A 19833-nucleotide genomic window follows, 5' to 3' on the forward strand; every position below is an offset into this window, starting at 1 on the left:
AAGCCGAACACCTGAGCACATATTTTTCTCTATACTAAATGCAATGATAGCATCGCGTTTGTCTAGGAGTGACACAATGCAGACATGGATGACCCATCAAATTCAAAATCAGTTTGATGAATTACAAGACTATAACTTATTTGAAACCGATACGGTTTTACAAGAAATTTTAACCCGTTATGGCAGTCAAGATCAGACTCGACTGAGCGAATTGGGACATATTGCAGCATCGGCAGAATATTATCACTATGCCGATTTAGCCAATCGGCATACGCCTATTTTACATGCCTTCGATGCACGTGGACGCCGTAAAGATGCAGTGGAGTTTCATCCCGCATGGCATCACTGGATGGCGCTGAATCGCAAGTTTGACACGCATGCACATCCATTTAAACAACCGCAATCTACGGCAAAATGGGTCGATTGGGCCAGTCGTTTTTATTTGGCAGGACAGGTTGAGTGCGGTAATTTATGCTCAAATTCTATGACTTTAGGCAGCATTCCGCTCATTCAGCGTGAACCTGAGTTGTGGGCAAGCATGGGTGAGAAACTGTTATCGCATGAATATGACCCGCGTGATGTGCCGATTTCACAAAAGAAATCTATTTGGTTGGGCATGGGCATGACCGAAAAGCAGGGTGGTTCAGATGTGCGGGCCAACCAAACGCTCGCCGTTCCAGTCGCAGCGACAGGACGTGGGCAAGCCTATTTACTCACAGGTCATAAATGGTTTTTCTCTGCACCAATGTGTGATGCACATTTGGTGGTCGCCAATACCGAACAAGATGGTTTGGCTTGTTTCTTTGTACCGCGTTGGTTAGAAGATGGCAGAAAAAATAATATTCAGGTACAGCGTTTAAAAGACAAAGTGGGAAATCGGAGTAACTCCAGTTCTGAAGTCGAATTTCAGCAGGCGTGGGGCATCATGATTGGCGAAGCAGGGCGCGGTATTCCCACCATTATTGAAATGGCGAACTACACTCGTTTAACCTGTGCTGTGGGCAGTAGTGCCATGCTGCGTCAAGCCTTGGTGCAATGCCTTGCCTATACTCGACAACGTCAAGCATTTGGACAGACTTTGGCGAATCAGCCATTAATGCAGGCAGTCTTGGCAGATTTGGCTTTGGAAACTGAAGCTGCGGTACAGCTCAGTTTTCATTTGGCACATTGTTATGAAAGCGATGATGCTGTGTCTTTGGCATGGAAGCGTTTAATGACCCCTGCTGCAAAGTTCTGGATTTGCAAACGCGCGGTGGAACTTACAGGTGAGATGATGGAAGTTTTTGGTGGCAATGGTTATGTCGATAACAGCATCATGGCACGTATTTTCAAAGAAGCACCTGTAAATACCATTTGGGAAGGTTCAGGCAATGTCATGTGTCTGGATGTACTACGCGCTATGCAGCGAGAACCTGAGCTGATTCAGGTGTTATTGCAGGATTTTGCTCGCACTGCCGTTACTCATCCTATTTTGGGCAGTGAATTAGATGGTTTGCAGCAGTTATTGCAGACCACGAACAGCAACGATTTACAATTTATGGCACGTGCTTTGGTGAGCCGTTTGGTGATTTTGGCACAAGCGGTTTTGTTGTTGCGTTATGCGCCAAGTTTTGTGGCAGAAGGTTTTATTCAGTCGCGTTATAGTGCATTGCATGGGCAAGTGGTGGGTATGCTTAAACCTAAACAGGTCGATGTTGCATCCATCTTGCAGAGTGCATTTTCAGCATAGCATCCCTTGCTACTTGATTCTGCACAAAAAATTCACCCGCTTGGTAAAACCAAACGGGTGAATTGAACCGTATATTGCAGTCGAGTCGTGATCAATCACGCTCGCTTGTAGCAAAGCTGATTGCTTCAGCGAAACTTATTTCGCAGGCTCTTCAGCTTTTACACCTTTTTGATATAGAGTGTAGATGTAAATTGGAATATCCAAATCTTCTAAGTGTTTGTAGATGAGTGGACGTACATCTTCCCAATCTAAACCGCCTACACCTGTTGCAAGACGCGGTAACGCCAAGCTTTCAATTTTCTCTTCTTCAATCAACTGTTTTAAGTTTTTCAAAGTGCGGTTGACGTATTCTGTCGATGCTTTACCTGGTTTTGAACCGTTGTCATAAGCCGCTTCCTGAGTCATCAGGTTGACGATGCGTTGACCTTCGGCATTGACCCAAGTCCATTGCTCACCCGCTTTAGGATGGTAAATATGACAATAGTTGCGGAAGTCTTTATATAGCGCAGGCCAGTGCTCACGCAGACTTAAAGCCAAACCTGTTGCAAAGTTATCGTTAGGGGCAACACCGTGAGCAATCGCACGTGCTTCGCTCAGTAAAATATCTCCAGAAACTTCATAAATCATGAATTTGACTCCTGTTTTTAATGGTCTTGTTAAACTGATCTTCTATATTCATATTAGCCAATCATTGCAGTTTTTCTAGTGGATTTTATAACTAATAAGTCTTTGAAAGGTAATAAAATTTTTTAGAATTTTATGCTATAATTGTATGGGTAAAGCCGCTGAGTGTTCTTTAAAATAGCCTTCAAAAATAACCGTCAGAAAAATCTGATAAAGTGGCGGCAATAATTTATTTACCCTTCTTTTTATCTTAGCACTATTGAGTGAAAATCGCTTGTAAAATGTACAAAAAAGCGTATGATCGGCTTCCCAATTTAATATGGAACATTGGTGAGAGAATAGTCACGTTATGCAGAAGCAATTGGCTTGAATTTTCCCTCAACATCTCCATCTAAAAGAGTAGCGACACTGCTCATTTCCATGATCAACCGAAAGGAACAGCGTAATGGCAAAGAAAAAACAGCCTGAGCTTATTCAGCATAACTTTGTGGCCAAGCACATGCACGAGGTCAACAAAAGTCAGGTTTTTGTAGACCGTAAGAAAAATGCCAAACGAGGCTATAGCAAACACAAACAAGGGCGATATTCCGATGATTATCGCCCTTGTTGTTTTTGGAGTGAATGGTGTGTTGCTTGAGGCTTAAACTAAGTTTTATGGAGATACGATACGTGTCGCTAGTTTCACCATATCGCCCAAGCCATGGGTTTTAAAATAATATTCCATCAGACTTTTCACCATCAGCGGATTATTCATTTTTAACGCCTGATCTAATAAATGTTGCGCATCGGTCATCGGTACATGACAAATTGCTTTACGCACCCGCAAGATATTACTTGAACTCATCGACAGGGTATTAAAGCCCATTGCCATCAGAATTACCGCAGACAGCGGATCTCCTGCCATTTCGCCACAAACGCTCACAGGCTTGTCATATTTATGACATTCTTTCACCAAGCGGGTTAAGGCGCGCAGTACTGCAGGATGAAAGTGTGAATAGACGTTGGCCACACGCGGATTGTTACGATCCACTGCCAATAAATACTGGGTTAAATCGTTTGATCCTACCGAGAAAAAATCCACCAACGGGGCAAATTCATCAATTTGCAGCAGCACACTCGGTACTTCTACCATAATGCCAATTTTCGGTTTGGTGATTTTAACCTGTTCTTCTTCCTGCACTGCTTGCAAGTCACGATCTAGCAAATACAAGGCTTCTTCAACCTCGCTGACACTGGTGATCATTGGCAGCAAAATATGCAGATTATTCAAACCAATACTGGCTTTGAGCATGGCACGAATTTGCGAAGAAAAAATTTCAGGATGATCTAGCGTGAAGCGAATCCCGCGCCAACCCAAGGCTGAGTTTTCTTCTTCAATCGAAAAGTACGGCAAGTCCTTGTCTGCGCCAATATCTAGCGTACGCATCACCACAGGTTTGTTGGCAAAGTGACTGAGCTGTTGGCGGTAAATAGCACGCTGTTCTTCTTCGCCCGGGAAACGGTCACGTAGCATAAATGGAATTTCAGAACGATATAAACCAACACCTTTAGCACCGCGTTGTACGCCACGCACTACGTCAATCATCAAGCCTGTATTGACATACAATTTTACCGCTACGCCGTCAGGGGTAATCGCGTCTTTGGTTTCATATTGCTTGAGGTCTTTGGCAATCTGTTCTTCTTCTTTTTGAATTTCTTTATAGCGCGTCCGCATGCGACGTGGCGGGTTGATAAACACCCGACCTTGGTGCGCATCTACAATCATTTCCACATCGTCTAGGCTGTTGATGGGCAATTCAGTTACGCCAACTACGGTTGGAATACCCAAAGCACGTGCCACAATGACCATGTGAGAATTCATTGCGCCTTCGGTGGTGACAATTGCTGCAATTTTATCGACAGGTAGTTCTACCAAAGCTGCTGTGGAAATTTCTTCGCCAATTAAAATACTTTCATCGGTCAGTTCACGGTGACTGGCATCGGCTTCTTGTAAAGAGGCGAGAATACGACGCCCTAAATCTTTCAGGTCAGAAACACGTTCGCGTAAATAGTCATCTTCCATTTGCGAAAATAGGGCAATGTGATTGTCAATTACAATACGCACTGCACCTTGTGCCCAGTTACCTTCACGAATCAGTTCTTTAATTTCTGCAGGCAGGGCATTTTCATCCAACATGCGTAGGAACACACTGAATAAAGCGCGTTCTTCTGCCATTAAGGCATCCTGCATTTTGTCATCTAGTGCCTGAATTTCTTGACGCACTGCATCTAGTGCGTTGTCTAGTAATTCTAACTCTTCACTAATGTCTTCAGCTTCACGATCAGGTACAGCCGCCAAATCTGCAGGTGGATACAGAATTACCGCACGGCCGATTGCAATTCCGCCTGAACCCGATACGCCCTGAAAGGTTTTGTAGGCAGGCAGGTTGTTGGGTTTGCGGAATACATCAATATTGCCCACGGCATGCGCATGCGCAATGACACCAGAAAGCTGGGCGCAGAGCGTCACTAAAAAGGATTCTGCCGCTTCAGAAAAGTCTTGTTTATCCTTGTTTTGCACCACAAGAACGCCCATCACTTTACGACGATACATGACAGGCACGCCAAGGAAGGAATTATAAATTTCCTCGCCCGTTTCGGCCAAATACATGAAGCGTTCGTGTTTGGGCGCATCGTTTAGGTTGACAATTTCTTCACGTTGTCCGACTAAACCGACCAAACCTTCACTGGTATGTAATGACACATGCCCCACGGACTCAGGATTTAAACCCTTTGATGCCATGAGCAAGTAGCGTTGATTGCGTTCATCTAACAGGTAAATAGAGCAGACATCCACATGCATGGCTTCTGCGACCTGATTGACCATAATATCGAGTGATTCATGCAAACTGGTGGACACATTGATTTCTTGTACAATGCGTCGAAGGGTATCCAGTTGCATGTTCGACATACGCGCTACTCCATATTCCAATCAATGATTTGAGGTCAGTTTTACACCACAGATGACCCTATAACAATAAGCTAAAAAATCTACATCTTCATGCAAATTTTAAGGTTTTTTCAGGGGCAATTGATTGCACAACTCCACCATCGCTTTACGGTAGACGTCACGTTTAAAATTGACGACCTGACCAAGCGGATACCAGTAACTGACCCATTGCCATTGATCAAATTCGGGTGGATCTGACAAATTCAGCCGAATATGATGCGCTGACGCTGTCAGTTGCAATAAAAACCACTTCTGTTTTTGACCAATACATACGGGATCCGAATCCGTGCGTATATACCGATGTGGCAAACGATAACGCAGCCAACCTTTAGTTTGCGCGATAACTTGGACGTGTTCGGGCAGTAAGCCAACTTCTTCTCTCAGCTCACGATAAAGTGCCTGTTCAGGGGTTTCTCCATATTGGATACCTCCTTGCGGAAATTGCCATGCATTGTGACCAATGCGTTTTGCCCATAAAACTTGTCCAAACTCGTTTGCCAAAATGATCCCGACATTGGGTCGGAAACCTTCTGAGTCGATCATTTGGCTACCTAAATATTGTTTAATTTATGACTTTGCACTCGGGGATGATGATTTCTTTTCTCCAACTCGAAAACGCAAAGTGTAAATAATGTTAAAATTGCTATGATCTTAACGAATTTCTATCGACTAGCGGAGATAGATTTACAATTTTTTTCTTAAATTTCAGTTTTTACGAGTATTTTCATGAAATTGGCGCTATTTGATCTCGATCACACCTTGTTAAATACTGATTCAGATCATTCTTGGGGTGAGTTTTTGGTAAATGAAGGTTTGGTCGATCCAGTCCGTCATCGCGCCATGAACGACAAGTTTTATGAAGACTATAAGGCAGGGCAGCTCGACCCAATTGCATATAACGAATTTGTATTTGAATTTTTAACTCAGCACAACAATCAATACCTGACCGAATTGCATGAATTATTTATGCAAAAGGTGATTCGTCCGCAAATGCGTCCTGAAGGTTTTAAAGCAATTCAGCGTCATCAGGCTTTAGGACATGAATTGGTGGGCATCACCGCAACTTCTGACTTTATTACAGCACCTATTTTTCGTGAATTTGGCATTACTGAAATTATTGCCACCAATGCGGAAGTAGTCGATGGTAAATATACAGGCAAAGTGATTAACACCGCATGTTACCAAAAAGGCAAATTAGTGCGTTTGGAGCAATGGCTAGAAGGCCGCGATGTGACTGAGTCTTGGGCGTATTCAGATTCCATTAACGACCGTTTCTTGCTGGAATATGCAGATCACGCCATTGCTGTAAATCCTGATGCACGTTTACAGGCTTTGGCTGAAGAGCAAGGTTGGGATGTGCAGGACTGGTCAATTTAAGTCTGAATTTTTTTGAGGTGTTGCTACTCTGGCTTTTACTAGCTTATTGATTTATTTTTGTTTTTATTTATTGCAATGTTGGATTATGTCATTCATTTTTAGAATAGGCATGCTAAGGTAAGACAAGAATTAAAAATGATCAGGAGTGAAAAAATGAGTGGTGTACGCCCAAGAATGACACATTTATTTGAACAACTGGGTTTGGATGCCAGTGAAGCCGCGATTCAGCAATTTATTGAAACGCATCAATTGAATGCGGAAACAACAATTGCCGAGGCAGAATTTTGGACGGAAGCACAGCGTCAGTTTATCGTCGAAAAAATGAAATCGGATGGTTCATGGGCAATTGTGGTAGATCAATTGAATGAATCTTTACATGAAGATTCGGTGAATCGTTAAGACCTCACTTGCACCTAAATTAAGCCAATAAAAAATACCCTCAATACAATCGTGTTTGAGGGTGTTTTCATTCAAAAGAAACCATTAATCTTTTAGTGTTCATCATCTCAATCAATTCTAAAACAGCGCGTGATTGCGTCCGTCCCGGATGCCATACCATGCCCAATTGACGGTTCATTTCTAAGTCAATATCTAACTGTTGTAAGTCCTGATTGACCAACGTTTTAGGTAAAACAGACCATCCCAAACCAATTGACACCAACATCCGAATTGATTCTAACGGATTGTTGCTCATGGTGACTTTAGGTTTAACACCTTGCTTTTCAAACTCTGCCAAAGTGATTTGACTGGTATAGGTTTGCGCGGCAGGCAACAAACTAGGGTAGGCGAGTAAATCGGTCAATTGCAGGTTTTTCTGATGTGCAAGCGGATGAAAAGATGCGACCACAAACACCAATGGATCATTCCAAATGGTGACATAAGACAGACGTTCATCTAATTTGGGCGGTAAGGTCAGAAAAGCCAGTTCTAAATCGCCTGCCAAAACTTGTTCATGTGCCTGTTCTGAGTCGACAAAATGCACATCTAACGTGACGTTGGGAAATTCCTGTACATATTCACGTAAATGATTGGGTAAATGGTGCAAACCAATATGGTGACTGGTGCCGATTTTCAGTTTGCCTTGAACCTGTCCTTGCTCATGACTGAGAGTGTGGTGAATATCGCCCAGTTCATTCAGCCAGTTTTTGACTTTGGGTAATAATGAATGTGCTGCATGCGTGGCTTGCACTCCACGACCTGCTGATTCAAACAGTTTCACGCCAAAATAGTCTTCTAGGCTGTGAATACGTTTGGTCACCGCAGGTTGGGTAATAAATAACTGATCTGCTGCCAAAGAAATAGAACCTGTTTCCATGACTTTAACAAAGGCTTCAAAGGCTGCAAGATTCATTTGCACCATCCATAAAGATTTTTTATTACTGTGCTTATTATTTAGAAAAAATTAGAATTAATCAAAACAAATTCTACTTATTTTTAAACTATGCATTCGGGATGATCTTGTAGAGATACAGCAGAGATAAAAAAAGATCATCGTGGGCTGCAACCAAAATGATCTCAAACTGAAATGGAATATTCACAAGCAGAATCTATAAAACCATTAAGCGATAATTTTAGAATCTTGCGTTTGTGCTTTCTTTTCCCAAATCCGCTCGTGAATGAAATACGCAACAGCTTGTACTGTCGGTTCGACCAAACTTAAGGTAATGGCCATCCAAATATTGCCTGTGACTATATAACCGACCACCATCGCCACGGTGATGTGCATGATGTAGTAGCTTAAAGTTTTTTTGAACATGCGTTGATTGTTGGCGACAAATTTTTGAATATGGCTCATGTGAATACTCCTTCTGCTGCTTTGACCGTTTTCTGTGTGGATAGCTAAAGGATAATTATTCTTATTTAATTTGTAAAAACGAATAATTTTGTAATTTTGATTGGAAAATTAGATTTTAATAAAAATATCAAAGATAAAAAATTTTAAGTATCTATCATGTTTTGCTTATAGGTAGGTCGTGATGAATCAATAAAAATTATTTTGCTAGAAATTCCTAAAAGTTTTTAAATTAATAAAAATGATAAATTAGATTTATACAAATTCGCGGTTATAATCAAATTAATGAAAAAATTACCCAGTCCAGTGGAGTAGATCTGACATGGCAGGCGAAAACCAACAAGCACAAAATCCAGCTGCAAAAACTTTGTACGACAAATTGTGGGATGATCACTTGGTCACTCAACGTGATGATGGCTCGGCTTTATTGTATATCGACCGTCATTTATTGCATGAAGTGACTTCTCCACAAGCCTTTGAAGGTTTGCAACTTGCAGGACGTAAGCCGTGGCGTTTAAGTGCCAACGTGGCAACGCCTGACCATAACGTACCAACGTCTAAGAAAGAACGTGCAGACGGTATTGCAGGTATTGAAGATGATACCTCACGTATTCAGGTACAAACTTTAGATGACAACTGTAAAACCTTTAACGTGGTGCAGTTTGACATCAACGACATCCGTCAGGGGATTGCGCACGTGGTTGGGCCTGAGCAGGGCTTAACTTTGCCAGGTATGACCGTAGTTTGTGGTGACTCACATACAGCGACTCACGGTGCATTTGGGTGTTTAGCGCATGGTATTGGGACGTCTGAAGTTGAACACGTATTAGCAACCCAATGCTTAGTTCAAAAGAAAATGAAAAACATGCTAGTGCGTGTAGATGGCAAATTAGGTCAAGGTGTTACACCGAAAGATGTCGTTTTAGCGATCATTGGTAAAATTGGTACTGCAGGCGGTACAGGTCACGCGATTGAGTTTGGTGGTCAAGTATTCCGTGATATGTCGATTGAAGGACGTATGACAGTATGTAATATGGCGATTGAAGCAGGCGCGCGCGTAGGTATGGTCGCTGTGGATGACAAAACCATTGAATACGTGAAAGGTCGTAACTATGCACCAAAAGGCGAGCAATGGGATGCAGCAGTTGCTTACTGGAATACTTTACACTCAGATGAAGGCGCGCACTTTGACACCGTAGTGGTATTACAAGGCGAAGAAATTGAGCCGCAAGTGTCTTGGGGAACTTCACCTGAAATGGTCATTCCAGTATCACAAGCCGTACCAACTTTAGAGCAGGCGAAAGATGATGTACAGCGCAATGACTGGACGCGTGCTTATCAATATATGGGCTTAACTGCAGGTCAGTCTTTGGCAGATATTCAATTAGACCGCGTATTTATTGGCTCATGCACCAACTCGCGTATTGAAGATATTCGTGCAGCCGCTGAAGTGATTAAAGGTCGTAAAGTTGCAGCAAGTATTAAACAGGCGATGGTGGTTCCAGGTTCTGGTTTAGTTAAGCAACAAGCGGAACAAGAAGGCTTAGACAAAGTGTTTGTAGAAGCAGGCTTTGAATGGCGTGAACCAGGTTGTTCAATGTGCTTGGCAATGAACGCAGACAAATTGCAACCGGGTGAACACTGTGCATCGACTTCAAACCGTAACTTTGAAGGTCGTCAAGGTAACGGTGGTCGTACCCATTTGGTGAGTCCAGCAATGGCAGCTGCGGCAGCAATCGCAGGTCATTTTGTAGACGTACGTTCATTCTAAGTTATGCCTTCATCCCAGCCTTCTCTCAGAGAGATGGCGTTCCCTCTCGCTATAGCAGAGGGCAAGGGAGAGGTTACGGATTCAGTGAGAATTAAACATGAAAAAATATACCGTTGAACAAGGTATCGTTGCACCATTAGACCGTGCCAATGTCGATACAGACTTAATCATTCCAAAACAGTTTTTGAAATCTATCAAACGTACAGGTTTTGGCGATAACTTATTTGATGAATTGCGTTATTTAGATGAAGGTTATCCGGGTCAGGACAACTCAAAACGTCCGATTAATACTGAGTTTGTATTGAATCAGCCGCGTTATCAGGGTGCTTCAATCTTAATTTCACGTGCCAACTTTGGTTGTGGTTCAAGCCGTGAGCACGCACCTTGGGCATTGAATGAATATGGTTTTCGTACCGTTATTGCACCAAGTTTTGCCGACATTTTCTTCAATAACTGCTTTAAAAACGGCATGTTGCCTGTGATCTTGTCTGAAGAGCAGGTTGAGCAATTATTTAAAGAATGTGCGGCGACTGAAGGTTATCAATTAACCATCGACTTGGACGCACAAGAAGTACGCACACCAAGCGGTACGGCATTTAAATTTGAAGTAGATCCATTCCGTAAACACTGTTTATTGAATGGTTTGGATGATATTGGTTTAACATTACAAGCAGCCGATGACATTCGTGCTTATGAAGAGAAAACTAAGCAGTCGCGTCCGTGGGTTTTTGCCGAAATTCAGGCATAAATTCTCTGAAATTTGTCATAGCATCGCTGCCTAACTCTTGCTAACATCGGCACATAATAATTTTTATATTTTGTATCTAACAGGTGAGGTTGGGCGCGAACAATGACTAAAATTTTCGGTCGGCTTGCTGTCATTGGATTATGTATCACCACGCTAAGCGCATGCCAAACGTGGAATACAGCACGCATTAAACAGGTGAAAGAAACTGAACAAAGCAAATCCAATGCATTGATTTACTGTGCGGGTACAGATGAATGTGAGTTTGAGCGTTTAAATACGGTCACAATTGTCGATGCAGAAAAACATCGTGTTACACGTGCTGCCATTCAGGAGGGTTTAGTGCGTTTACAGGAATCATCCTTAAATAAATCCAATGCCTTGTATTTATCTGTACCGCCTAAACAACATGAATTGGTGATTCGCTTTTATCCCATTTCTAAAGATCGTGCAGAAAAACTGCATGTAATTCATAAGTTTAATGCCAAGCAAAAATATACCTTTAGAATGTATCGTGATCGAAGTCGTACTAAAGGCAGCTTATTAAATGTGTCTGCGCCAGATCCTTTATGTGTAGATTTGGTGCAAAACAACAAAACCATTCGACGTTTTTGCAAACCCTACAATGTCTTAAATGGCTTGGGTGAGTTTGTAGAACAAAAAATTTAATCCCACAGTCTTTGACTGTCATGAACAATGGAAACTCTCATGTCAAAACATATTTTGATTTTAGCTGGTGACGGCATTGGTCCAGAAATTGTGAAAGCTGCTGAACAAGTGCTGACACGTGTCAATGAAAAATTCAATTTGGGTTTGACTTGGGAACAAGGTTTATTGGGTGGTTCTGCAATTGATGCACATGGCGAACCGTACCCAGCAGTGACATCTGAGCAAGCGAAAAAAGCCGATGCAATTTTATTGGGTGCAGTTGGTGGTCCAAAATGGGACAACATTGAGCGCTCAATCCGTCCAGAGCGTGGTTTGTTAAAATTGCGTTCAGAACTCAATTTATTTGCGAACTTACGTCCTGCAATTTTGTATCCACAATTGGCAGATGCTTCAAGCTTAAAACCTGAAATCGTATCAGGCTTAGATATCTTAATCGTGCGTGAATTGACAGGTGGTATCTATTTCGGTCAGCCACGTGGTATCCGTGAATTAGAAAATGGTGAAAAACAAGGTTTTAATACCGACGTATATGCTGAGTCAGAAATCAAACGCATTGCAAAAGTAGCGTTTGAAATGGCGAAATTGCGTGGCGGTAAAGTATGTTCGGTGGATAAAGCCAACGTACTGGAAGTGACTGAATTGTGGAAGCAAACCGTGACTCAGTTACATGCAGAACAGTACCCAGAAATCAACTTGTCGCACATGTATGTCGATAACGCAGCGATGCAATTGGTACGCGCGCCAAAACAATTTGACGTATTGGTGACAGGTAACTTGTTTGGTGACATCTTGTCTGATGAAGCGGCGATGTTGACAGGTTCTATTGGTATGTTGCCATCTGCGTCTTTAGACGAAAATGGCAAAGGTATGTATGAGCCTTGCCATGGTTCAGCGCCAGATATCGCAGGTCAAAACTTGGCAAACCCATTGGCAACCATTCTTTCTGTGGCAATGATGTTACGTTACACCTTCCGCGAAGAAGCGGCAGCAAAAGCCATTGAAGATGCAGTAGGCAATGTATTAGATCAAGGTTTACGTACTGCCGATATTATGTCTGAAGGCATGAATAAAGTTGGTACTGTTGAAATGGGTCAAGCAGTCGTTACGGCACTCAACTAAAAATTTAAGCGATTTAACCTATCGCTTACAGCTCAAAATCAAATCATTAAACGCAGTCTTCGGGCTGCGTTTTTTTATTGGTTTTGTACTTTCAGAGTGTTTTAGCTAGGAGACTTAACAGCGTTGTCCCGAAACATACACTGCGGTAGCAATACCCTGCTGTAGGCGAAAATACAAATCACAAGTCAGTGCAACATCGTAACTTTCATGACTCGGGATACCGATATTTAACGGAACTGCGCCAATTCCCGTGGTTGGATGCTGCGCCATAGGGATCGGAACACGTACAGGACGAATGATACGGTAATGTAGCAATTGAGGGGTAGCTTGAGCTGTACCAAGCTGTTGATAGCCAATTTGGCTTAATTGCAAATGGGTCAGGATATATTGGCTAGATTGACCAATAAATTGCTGTAAATACGCATCGCGGTTTAAAGTGGAATGTGGTGGATTACTACTACACGCCACTAAACTGAGCGCAAAAAGACCTGTTATACAAGCAACGCAGGATCGAAATAACATGCTTTTTCTCCCTTGCTCAAAACTTTATTGTAGAAGGCAATGCAAGAAAAGAATGTGGTGATTCGATAAGCGGCGGGGACGAATTAAAGGCTAAACAGAATTTTTTTAAGTGAACGTAAAAAAGCCACTCCGAAAGTGGCTTTAGCTTACTCTAAAACTTAGCGTGCGCGGTAAGTGATGCGACCCTTGGTTAAGTCGTAAGGTGTCATTTCAACTTTCACACTGTCGCCTGTTAAAATACGAATATAGTGTTTACGCATTTTACCAGAAATGTGAGCAATCACTTCATGACCGTTTTCTAAACGTACACGAAACATAGTATTAGGAAGCGTTTCGGTGACAACGCCTTCGAACTCGATGAGTTCCTCTTTATTGGCCATAGCCTACCTGAGTATCAAATTGGAAAGGCGCAAATTATAGGCAATTTTTCTGAAAAAAACAAGATGCTTTACCCTATACACAGCGCATCTGTTAGTAAAATAAGCGAATCATCGGTTTATACTTTTTCTGTAAAAATGGGCTTGGGTAGGTTGTCAGTTCGGTCAATCGCAGTTAATCTAATTTCAATCTTTTTAAGTATAAATGAAGTACATACAAGGAAGGTTTTTGCGTGGGTCAGCTAACTGATGCATCGGTTGTATTGCGTTTAGGCTACCAAGCGATTCGTCGTGCGGGGTTGCCAGCCGAAGATATTTTAACAAAAGCAGGTGTGGCCTTAAATCAGGTCGAAGCCAATCAACGTACGCCTTTAAATGCACAATATGCGTTTTGGGTTGCGGCTGAGGAAGTCAGTAAAGACCCTGATATTGGTTTACATCTGGGGGAACATTTGCCACTTTATCGCGGGCAGGTGATTGAACATTTGTTTATTTCTTCAGAAAACTTTGGTGAAGGCCTAAAACGCGCTTTGGCTTATCAACGCCTGATTAGTGATGCTTTTGATGCCAAATTGGTGGTGGAAGATGGACGCTGCTATTTAACCAATGGCGTGCAGCCGTGGTCGGAAAATATCGTCAATCGTCATTTTTCTGAATGTGCCATGTCGGGTGTTTTACGCTTCTTTAAATTTATTACTGAAGGTCGTTTTCAGCCTATTTATATTGACTTTAACTTCAGTGATGGCGCTGCAGATGATGAATATTTTCGGGTCTTTGAATGTCCTGTGAGTTTGGGGCAGAAAGAAACGCGTTTGTATTTTGATCCGAGTATTTTGGATTATCCACTATGGCAGGCAGAACCTGAGTTATTGCAATTACACGAACAGTTGGCATTGGAAAAGCTGCAGGAGCTGGCGCGTTATGACTTGGTTGGTGAAGTACGCCGTGCCATTGGTTCAACTTTAGAAAGCGGTGAAACGACATTGGAAACAGTAGCGGCGCAATTGAATATCACGCCACGCCGTTTGCGCACACAATTGAGCGAAGCCAATACCAGTTTTCAGCAAATTCTGTCCGATTATCGATGTCGTTTGGCTAAACGATTATTATCGAATACCAATGAAAGCGTGGAGCGGATTGTGTACTTAACGGGTTTTTCAGAGCCAAGTACGTTCTATCGTGCCTTTAAACGCTGGACTAATGAAACTCCAGTGGAATATAGAAAGCGCAAGCAGCGTTAAGTTTGAAAATTTAAAACCTTTCCTAAACAGAATCCCCCCTAAATCCCCCTTTTTCAAAGGGGGACTTTCGTTTTAAAGCCTCGAAATGGAGCTCCTCTCTTTGGAAAAGGGAGGTCGGAAGGGATTAAATTATTCCGGCATATTTAACCAATGTGGCCCTAAGGGAACTTTCGGTAAATCAAACTGTTCAGGATAGTGTGCCTGAATAAAATACAAGCCATCGGGTGGGGCGGTAATTCCTGCTGCTTTACGGTCTTGAGCTGCAAAAATTTGGTCAATATGCGCAATGTCATATAAACCTTGTCCAATCTCCAATAGACAACCCATGATATTGCGAACCATGTGATGTAAAAAACCATCGGCTTGAATATCTAATACCAAATAATTGCCGTGACGAATTAAGCGACAATGACTGACATGACGGACAGGCTGATTGGACTGACACGCTGCAGCACGAAAGCTTTCAAAATTATGTGTCCCTTCAAATTTCTGCGCAGCTGCAATCATTTTATCGACATCTAAAGGATAATAAGCGTGGGTGACTTGTTTGTGCAGCAAGGCAGGGCGTTGTGGATTGTTATACACCACATAGCGATAACGCCGTGCCTGAGCCTTAAAACGAGCATGGAAGTCCATATCCATCGTTTTAATCCATTGAATTGCAATGTCTTTGGGTAGTTGGCTGTTGGCACCCATCAACCAACCGCGTTCAGGGCGAATGGCATGCGTATCAAAATGTGCCACCATATTGGTTGCATGCACGCCTGCATCGGTACGTCCTGCACCATGTAAAATAATGGGTTCATCGGCAATTTTGCTCAGAACTTTTTCAATGGTTTCCTGCACACTAGGTACGCCTGCTTGCTGGGTTTGCCAACCCCGATACCGAATGCCACAAAACTCAATTCCGATTGCAAAACGCTGCATAATCACCTCAAATCACACTGAAGACTGCCAATGCGCATACCACTGTGCAAGGCTGTCGTATTGTAAATACATTTTTAAGGCTTTGGCATAAAGATCTGCGTGACTTTGGCAATCACTGATTAAAATTTTACTGTCCTGTAACCACTGGCTGATCGCATAGCGTTGTTGCATGCCACCAAAAGTGACTTGGGTGGTGAGAATCACGGCACATTGTTGAGCTTGTAAGGCCTGAATTAACTCAATCACTTCGGCATTGACGGCCATATTGCCTGTACCATAACTCTGTAAAATGAGGCAGTGTGGTGGCTGTTGCTGTAAGGCTTTTAAATTATCGACCAAAGCGGAAATGGCAATTGGCTGTAACATCCAGTTCAGGCAGTTAAAGTGCTGGGCTTTTTCAATATGTTGAGAGCTAATGTTGAATGCTGGCTCATTCTGCGATTTGCTCTCCGTGCAAACCAAAGCGGACTGACCTATAAATGCATTTAACTCGGTGGTGTGTTGTTTCAGTGCCGTTGCGGCATGAATCAGTTGATTATGGAAGGCGAGATATACGCCCTGAGTCACTTGATGAATCTGTTGTAAAGCAAAATTTAGGTTGTCCAAGGCATCACTAAATTCACGGGTATCTGTGCCTTGTGCATTGAGTAAGGGATATTGGCTACCCGTGAGAATGACATGGGTACTTTGCGCTAAAAAACGTGCCAAGACTGCGCTGGCATAGCTGAGGGTGTCGGTGCCATGTAAAATAACGAAATGTTGAAAATCATCGTGTTGTAATTTTTGAATATATTGAATGAGCTGTAACCAGTCTGCGGCTGTGCAGGCACTACTGTCTTTAATGACAGGGGCAACAAAGCATTCAATCTCTAAATTTAGGGGTAAGACCTGTGCCAAGCGTGGCAGAAATTGCTCCGCAGGCATTGGGCTTAGTGGTTCACCGACACAGCCAAAAGTGCCGCCCATATAGATTAACGCAATTTTTTTCATCATAAAAAAAGCAGCCAAGAATGACTGCTTTATCTTAATCTGATTTGAATTAAGAAGCGATTTGATTCAGTAACTGATCGGCACGTTGGCGTTGTTCAGTAGAATAATTTGCGCCTTGTTCGCTAAGTAAAGCTTTCGCAGCATCATAAGCGCCCAACTCTACATATTGGCTCGCTAAGTCTAAGTTCAACTGAATTTCATCCACTTGAGATAAGTCTGGGAATGATTTCACCAATGGATCATTCAGATCAACATCTGTGCTGACAACGGTTGCAGCAGGTTCAAGTGCAATACTTGGTGCAGCAATGATTTCTGGTTCAGTTGTAGGTTGAAGATTGGTTTCCGCAGCAGGCGTATTGTCAAATGTGAAATTAAAATCAGGTGTTGCAGGTTCAGTTTTTGCTTCAACAGTCGCAGGGGTTTCTGTTGTTGAAAAGTCAAAGTCTAAACTTGGGGCTTCAGTTGTAGCAGGTGCATTTGCTGGTGTTTCAGATGCTACTATTTCAGTTTTATTCGGTTCTAAATCAAAAGAAAACTCAAGCGGTTGGGCTGCTTCTGTAGCACTTGTACTTGGCTCAGGAGTAATTGCGGGTGTTTCAGTTTTCTCTGTTGCTGGTGCAGTATCTACAGAAAAATTAAAGTCTAAAGCAGCAGGTTCTGCTTTTACTTCAGGCTCAGCTGCTTTTTCTACAGGTGCAGCAGCAGGGCTGAAATTTAACGATGAGGTATCAAATTCTAAAGCTGCTTCAGGTGCTGCTGTTTTATTTGAAGTTAGTTCGTGCTGTAACTGGTCAAAAGAAGAGCTATCAGAAGAGATATCATCTTTTGATTGTATGAGGGCATCAAAATCAGCAGTTGATTTTTGTTCAACAGGAGCCGATTCTAAATCCGCTGGAGTCGTTGGTTGAAAATCAATCCCATCAATTGCTTTGTTGTTTTGCTCATCAAATACTTGTTTTTGAGCTTCTGCTTGAACCAAAATATCATCAAGGCCCAAAGCGCGTATATGATTGAGTAATTGATCAATCGCAAACTCATCTTTTTGCTGTAAATGAATGTCGAGCAAGAATAAATACAGACCGTGTAAAGAATTATCACGTTTTAAGGCCTGGTTGATCTGTGCTTCCGCAGCAAAGAAATTGCGCTCCTTAATCAGATTTTCAATATTTGTCTGAATTTTAACAGGTACAGGGGTAGAGTGTTGTGGAGTTGGAACAACCTCTTCAACCACCACCGATTTCTGGGCAACTTTTTTGGTAGTTGTGGTTTTCTTGCCACTGGTTTTGGCTGGCGCTGCTGTTTTCTTGTTGCTTGGTTCGGCTTCTTTACTTGCTTCACGCTTTTTCAAGAAAATTGCGATCACCAGTAATAAAATAAACGGAATCACATAAATCAGCATGTTTATACCCCTTGAGGATGTGGTCCCTGTTTGACCTTATCCCAAAAAAATCATTGTGTGTAACATTTAGTGTTTTGGCTTATTTGCGGCTTGTTGTTTTTGCAATTGTTGTTGCAGTTCGGCAAGGCGCGCGTTGAGTAATTGAATTCTGTGATCCTTCTGACGTAATGCCAATTCTAATTCTGTTACGTTTCTCTGTAATTTAACGGTTTTCTCGCGGGATGTCATAACTTTTAATGACAAGTCACCCGAAGTTTGTGTGGATTGTGTGTTCTTCTTGGCAGAACCGTGGGTGGAGTCCTGTTGATTCTCTGCCACGAGGCTCATTTCTGCTTGATTTAAACGATATTTGGCTTTGCCTGATTGTGGTGTACTGGCCGTTTCTGGTTTTGGAATTGCGGCTTTTTTCTCTGTTTTAGAGTTAGCTTGTGCATGTAAATTTAAGGTCGCACCACGACGCAAACGATTGGCATCGCCTTGAATAAAAGCATGCTCATTATTGGCTTTAATTTGCTGCATCACTTCAGCAACAGGGCGGTTATTTTCACCCGCAATGCGTGAGGCAATTGCCCATAATGATTCATTCGATTGCACCACGTGTTGGGTATTGACTGCAGGCATGGCTGTGGCAGGGCTTGGTTTAGCCTGTGCAGCCGCTGTTTGTGCAGGCTTTTTCACGGCAGCAGCAGGCTGAGTTTGTGCCAGTTGCTTCGTGCGTTGCTGTTCAGCAAATTTTTGTACCAATGGATCAGCCGATTGTTGTGCGGTGACTGAAGTGGTGGCTGTAGATGCTGTCGGTGTTGGGTTGTTATTTGTCTGTGCTGGCGCTACTTTTGGGGCAATCACAGTCGTATTTTCACTTGCTGCGCTACGGCTTGGTGCAGTTTGAACCACCGTCACTGTTTGATGGTTTAATGCAGGTGGTGTATTACGTTTAATGGTTAACGGTGCTTCAAAAGTTTGTTGTTCAATTGCTTTAGGCGTTTCAACCTGATAGTTCGCACTTACGGGTAAATTTAAAGCAATGTCTTGCTCATTGACAATCATGACAGGCGTTAAAGCTTGTTCATTACTGCGTTGCATAGCGGCCAATGGCGCAGGTGCACTGCGTTTTAATGGTGTACGAATATGTTGCAGGCGGGTTGCATTGCCTTCTTTAATTTTGACCACAATATTCAACTCAGACTCGGTTAACGGTCGAGATGAGGTAATGGTGATAACCCCTGTACCATTGCTGTTACGACGTGTAAAAAAGTTAAGATGACCAGGCGGACGGTGACTCGCACCAATCGACATCAGATCTTCTGCCGTAGCTAAACTGACATCAATCGCTTCATTCACATTCGATTGACGAAAGTTGATTTCGGCATAGAGCAATTCCCCAGTTGTTGACTGAATTTGAATCGGGTCAACATTCATTGCATACATTTGCTGTGAAGCCAAAATAGATAAAATGGCGATCTTTAATTTGTTATATACAGTCATCTTAATTGTTAGCTCGGTCATTTATCGCAAGGCGAAAAGGATAGAGTAGCGAGTTGTATGTCGATTGTAAAATATTA

At 42.5% G+C, this 19833-nt stretch carries 20 protein-coding genes; 9 read left to right on the forward strand and 11 right to left on the reverse strand.

All coding sequences use genetic code 11. The features are described from left to right. Positions 1-76 precede the first annotated feature (76 nt). A complete protein-coding gene (locus FTV43_RS04565; RefSeq protein ID WP_179994955.1) occupies positions 77-1729 on the forward strand; it encodes an acyl-CoA dehydrogenase family protein in 1653 nt (550 codons plus the stop codon). 135 nt (positions 1730-1864) lie between these two features. Here FTV43_RS04565 and FTV43_RS04570 read toward each other — a convergent pair whose 3' ends face one another. Continuing rightward, the gene (locus FTV43_RS04570; protein ID WP_004976080.1) at positions 1865-2356 is read right to left on the reverse strand and encodes a macro domain-containing protein; all 492 of its coding nucleotides are present in this window, start codon (positions 2354-2356) and stop codon (positions 1865-1867) included. A gap of 442 nt (positions 2357-2798) precedes the next feature. Here FTV43_RS04570 and FTV43_RS04575 point away from each other — a divergent pair, with 442 nt between their 5' ends. Next, positions 2799-2990 (forward strand): hypothetical protein, encoded by a 192-nt coding sequence (locus FTV43_RS04575; RefSeq protein ID WP_004976081.1) that lies wholly within the window; start codon positions 2799-2801, stop codon positions 2988-2990. A gap of 15 nt (positions 2991-3005) precedes the next feature. Here the strand turns inward: FTV43_RS04575 and ptsP are convergent, their stop codons facing one another. Together ptsP and FTV43_RS04585 are read right to left on the reverse strand one after the other, a co-directional pair. Further along, entirely contained in the window at positions 3006-5303 is a 2298-nt protein-coding gene (ptsP, locus tag FTV43_RS04580; protein ID WP_179994956.1) for a phosphoenolpyruvate--protein phosphotransferase, read from the reverse strand. Positions 5304-5402: 99 nt separating this feature from the next. Beyond that, on the reverse strand, positions 5403-5885 hold the full coding sequence (locus FTV43_RS04585) for an RNA pyrophosphohydrolase (protein ID WP_004976084.1): 483 nt from the start codon (positions 5883-5885) through the stop codon (positions 5403-5405). 183 nt (positions 5886-6068) lie between these two features. On the opposite strand from FTV43_RS04585, the gene FTV43_RS04590 reads away from it, so the two are divergent. Both FTV43_RS04590 and FTV43_RS04595 read left to right on the forward strand, forming a co-directional pair. Beyond that, positions 6069-6719, forward strand: coding sequence for an HAD family phosphatase (locus tag FTV43_RS04590; RefSeq protein WP_179993533.1), 651 nt, complete (start codon positions 6069-6071; stop codon positions 6717-6719). A gap of 153 nt (positions 6720-6872) precedes the next feature. Next, entirely contained in the window at positions 6873-7118 is a 246-nt protein-coding gene (locus tag FTV43_RS04595) for a DUF2789 family protein (protein ID WP_136144729.1), read from the forward strand. Between the two features lie 67 nt (positions 7119-7185). On the opposite strand, the gene FTV43_RS04600 is transcribed toward FTV43_RS04595, so the two are convergent. Both FTV43_RS04600 and FTV43_RS04605 read right to left on the reverse strand, forming a co-directional pair. Next, complete coding sequence (locus FTV43_RS04600; protein ID WP_179994957.1) at positions 7186-8070, reverse strand: LysR family transcriptional regulator; 885 nt, start codon at positions 8068-8070, stop codon at positions 7186-7188. A 207-nt stretch (positions 8071-8277) separates the two neighbouring features. Then, positions 8278-8514: a DUF2061 domain-containing protein gene (locus FTV43_RS04605; RefSeq protein WP_004976091.1), complete on the reverse strand. Its 237-nt coding sequence runs from the start codon at positions 8512-8514 to the stop codon at positions 8278-8280. A gap of 319 nt (positions 8515-8833) precedes the next feature. Here FTV43_RS04605 and leuC point away from each other — a divergent pair, with 319 nt between their 5' ends. The 4 genes from leuC (at position 8834) to leuB (ending at position 12815) form a co-directional block, all read left to right on the forward strand. Next, entirely contained in the window at positions 8834-10282 is a 1449-nt protein-coding gene (gene leuC / locus FTV43_RS04610) for a 3-isopropylmalate dehydratase large subunit (RefSeq protein WP_004976092.1), read from the forward strand. A gap of 97 nt (positions 10283-10379) precedes the next feature. After that, on the forward strand, positions 10380-11030 hold the full coding sequence (gene leuD / locus FTV43_RS04615; RefSeq protein ID WP_004976094.1) for a 3-isopropylmalate dehydratase small subunit: 651 nt from the start codon (positions 10380-10382) through the stop codon (positions 11028-11030). Between the two features lie 102 nt (positions 11031-11132). Continuing rightward, positions 11133-11696, forward strand: coding sequence for a hypothetical protein (locus FTV43_RS04620; RefSeq protein ID WP_179994958.1), 564 nt, complete (start codon positions 11133-11135; stop codon positions 11694-11696). A 39-nt stretch (positions 11697-11735) separates the two neighbouring features. After that, positions 11736-12815, forward strand: coding sequence for a 3-isopropylmalate dehydrogenase (gene leuB / locus FTV43_RS04625; protein ID WP_004976098.1), 1080 nt, complete (start codon positions 11736-11738; stop codon positions 12813-12815). Between the two features lie 114 nt (positions 12816-12929). On the opposite strand, the gene FTV43_RS04630 is transcribed toward leuB, so the two are convergent. Beyond that, complete coding sequence (locus tag FTV43_RS04630) at positions 12930-13337, reverse strand: hypothetical protein (protein WP_004976100.1); 408 nt, start codon at positions 13335-13337, stop codon at positions 12930-12932. A gap of 158 nt (positions 13338-13495) precedes the next feature. After that, positions 13496-13717, reverse strand: a complete 222-nt coding sequence (gene infA, locus FTV43_RS04635; protein WP_001284370.1) for a translation initiation factor IF-1 — start codon at positions 13715-13717, stop codon at positions 13496-13498. Positions 13718-13947: 230 nt separating this feature from the next. Between infA and FTV43_RS04640 the strand changes: the two genes are divergently transcribed. Next, complete coding sequence (locus FTV43_RS04640; protein WP_179994959.1) at positions 13948-14955, forward strand: AraC family transcriptional regulator; 1008 nt, start codon at positions 13948-13950, stop codon at positions 14953-14955. Positions 14956-15084: 129 nt separating this feature from the next. Here the strand turns inward: FTV43_RS04640 and truA are convergent, their stop codons facing one another. The 4 genes from truA to FTV43_RS04660 all read right to left on the reverse strand — a co-directional run bounded on the left by truA (position 15085) and on the right by FTV43_RS04660 (position 19756). Then, positions 15085-15882, reverse strand: a complete 798-nt coding sequence (gene truA, locus FTV43_RS04645) for a tRNA pseudouridine(38-40) synthase TruA (protein ID WP_004976106.1) — start codon at positions 15880-15882, stop codon at positions 15085-15087. A 12-nt stretch (positions 15883-15894) separates the two neighbouring features. Beyond that, complete coding sequence (locus FTV43_RS04650; protein ID WP_179994960.1) at positions 15895-16875, reverse strand: asparaginase; 981 nt, start codon at positions 16873-16875, stop codon at positions 15895-15897. Between the two features lie 46 nt (positions 16876-16921). After that, positions 16922-18271: a fimbrial protein FimV gene (locus tag FTV43_RS04655; protein WP_179994961.1), complete on the reverse strand. Its 1350-nt coding sequence runs from the start codon at positions 18269-18271 to the stop codon at positions 16922-16924. A gap of 66 nt (positions 18272-18337) precedes the next feature. Next, a complete protein-coding gene (locus FTV43_RS04660) occupies positions 18338-19756 on the reverse strand; it encodes a hypothetical protein (protein WP_253106703.1) in 1419 nt (472 codons plus the stop codon). Positions 19757-19833 lie beyond the last annotated feature (77 nt).

It is taken from the genome of Acinetobacter sp. YH16053 (assembly GCF_013417035.1).
Taxonomy (GTDB): Bacteria; Pseudomonadota; Gammaproteobacteria; order Pseudomonadales; family Moraxellaceae; genus Acinetobacter; species Acinetobacter towneri.

Coding starts and splice junctions, on each gene's coding strand:
- FTV43_RS04590 (WP_179993533.1), top strand. CDS start 6,069: ATGAAATTGGCGCTATTTGATCTCGATCACACCTTGTTAAATACTGAT.
- leuD (WP_004976094.1), top strand. CDS start 10,380: ATGAAAAAATATACCGTTGAACAAGGTATCGTTGCACCATTAGACCGT.
- ptsP (WP_179994956.1), bottom strand. CDS start 5,303: ATGTCGAACATGCAACTGGATACCCTTCGACGCATTGTACAAGAAATC.
- FTV43_RS04575 (WP_004976081.1), top strand. CDS start 2,799: ATGGCAAAGAAAAAACAGCCTGAGCTTATTCAGCATAACTTTGTGGCC.
- FTV43_RS04565 (WP_179994955.1), top strand. CDS start 77: ATGCAGACATGGATGACCCATCAAATTCAAAATCAGTTTGATGAATTA.
- FTV43_RS04605 (WP_004976091.1), bottom strand. CDS start 8,514: ATGAGCCATATTCAAAAATTTGTCGCCAACAATCAACGCATGTTCAAA.
- FTV43_RS04595 (WP_136144729.1), top strand. CDS start 6,873: ATGAGTGGTGTACGCCCAAGAATGACACATTTATTTGAACAACTGGGT.
- leuC (WP_004976092.1), top strand. CDS start 8,834: ATGGCAGGCGAAAACCAACAAGCACAAAATCCAGCTGCAAAAACTTTG.
- FTV43_RS04570 (WP_004976080.1), bottom strand. CDS start 2,356: ATGATTTATGAAGTTTCTGGAGATATTTTACTGAGCGAAGCACGTGCG.
- FTV43_RS04600 (WP_179994957.1), bottom strand. CDS start 8,070: ATGAATCTTGCAGCCTTTGAAGCCTTTGTTAAAGTCATGGAAACAGGT.
- leuB (WP_004976098.1), top strand. CDS start 11,736: ATGTCAAAACATATTTTGATTTTAGCTGGTGACGGCATTGGTCCAGAA.
- FTV43_RS04630 (WP_004976100.1), bottom strand. CDS start 13,337: ATGTTATTTCGATCCTGCGTTGCTTGTATAACAGGTCTTTTTGCGCTC.
- FTV43_RS04655 (WP_179994961.1), bottom strand. CDS start 18,271: ATGCTGATTTATGTGATTCCGTTTATTTTATTACTGGTGATCGCAATT.
- FTV43_RS04585 (WP_004976084.1), bottom strand. CDS start 5,885: ATGATCGACTCAGAAGGTTTCCGACCCAATGTCGGGATCATTTTGGCA.
- FTV43_RS04620 (WP_179994958.1), top strand. CDS start 11,133: ATGACTAAAATTTTCGGTCGGCTTGCTGTCATTGGATTATGTATCACC.
- FTV43_RS04650 (WP_179994960.1), bottom strand. CDS start 16,875: ATGATGAAAAAAATTGCGTTAATCTATATGGGCGGCACTTTTGGCTGT.
- infA (WP_001284370.1), bottom strand. CDS start 13,717: ATGGCCAATAAAGAGGAACTCATCGAGTTCGAAGGCGTTGTCACCGAA.
- FTV43_RS04660 (WP_253106703.1), bottom strand. CDS start 19,756: ATGACTGTATATAACAAATTAAAGATCGCCATTTTATCTATTTTGGCT.
- truA (WP_004976106.1), bottom strand. CDS start 15,882: ATGCAGCGTTTTGCAATCGGAATTGAGTTTTGTGGCATTCGGTATCGG.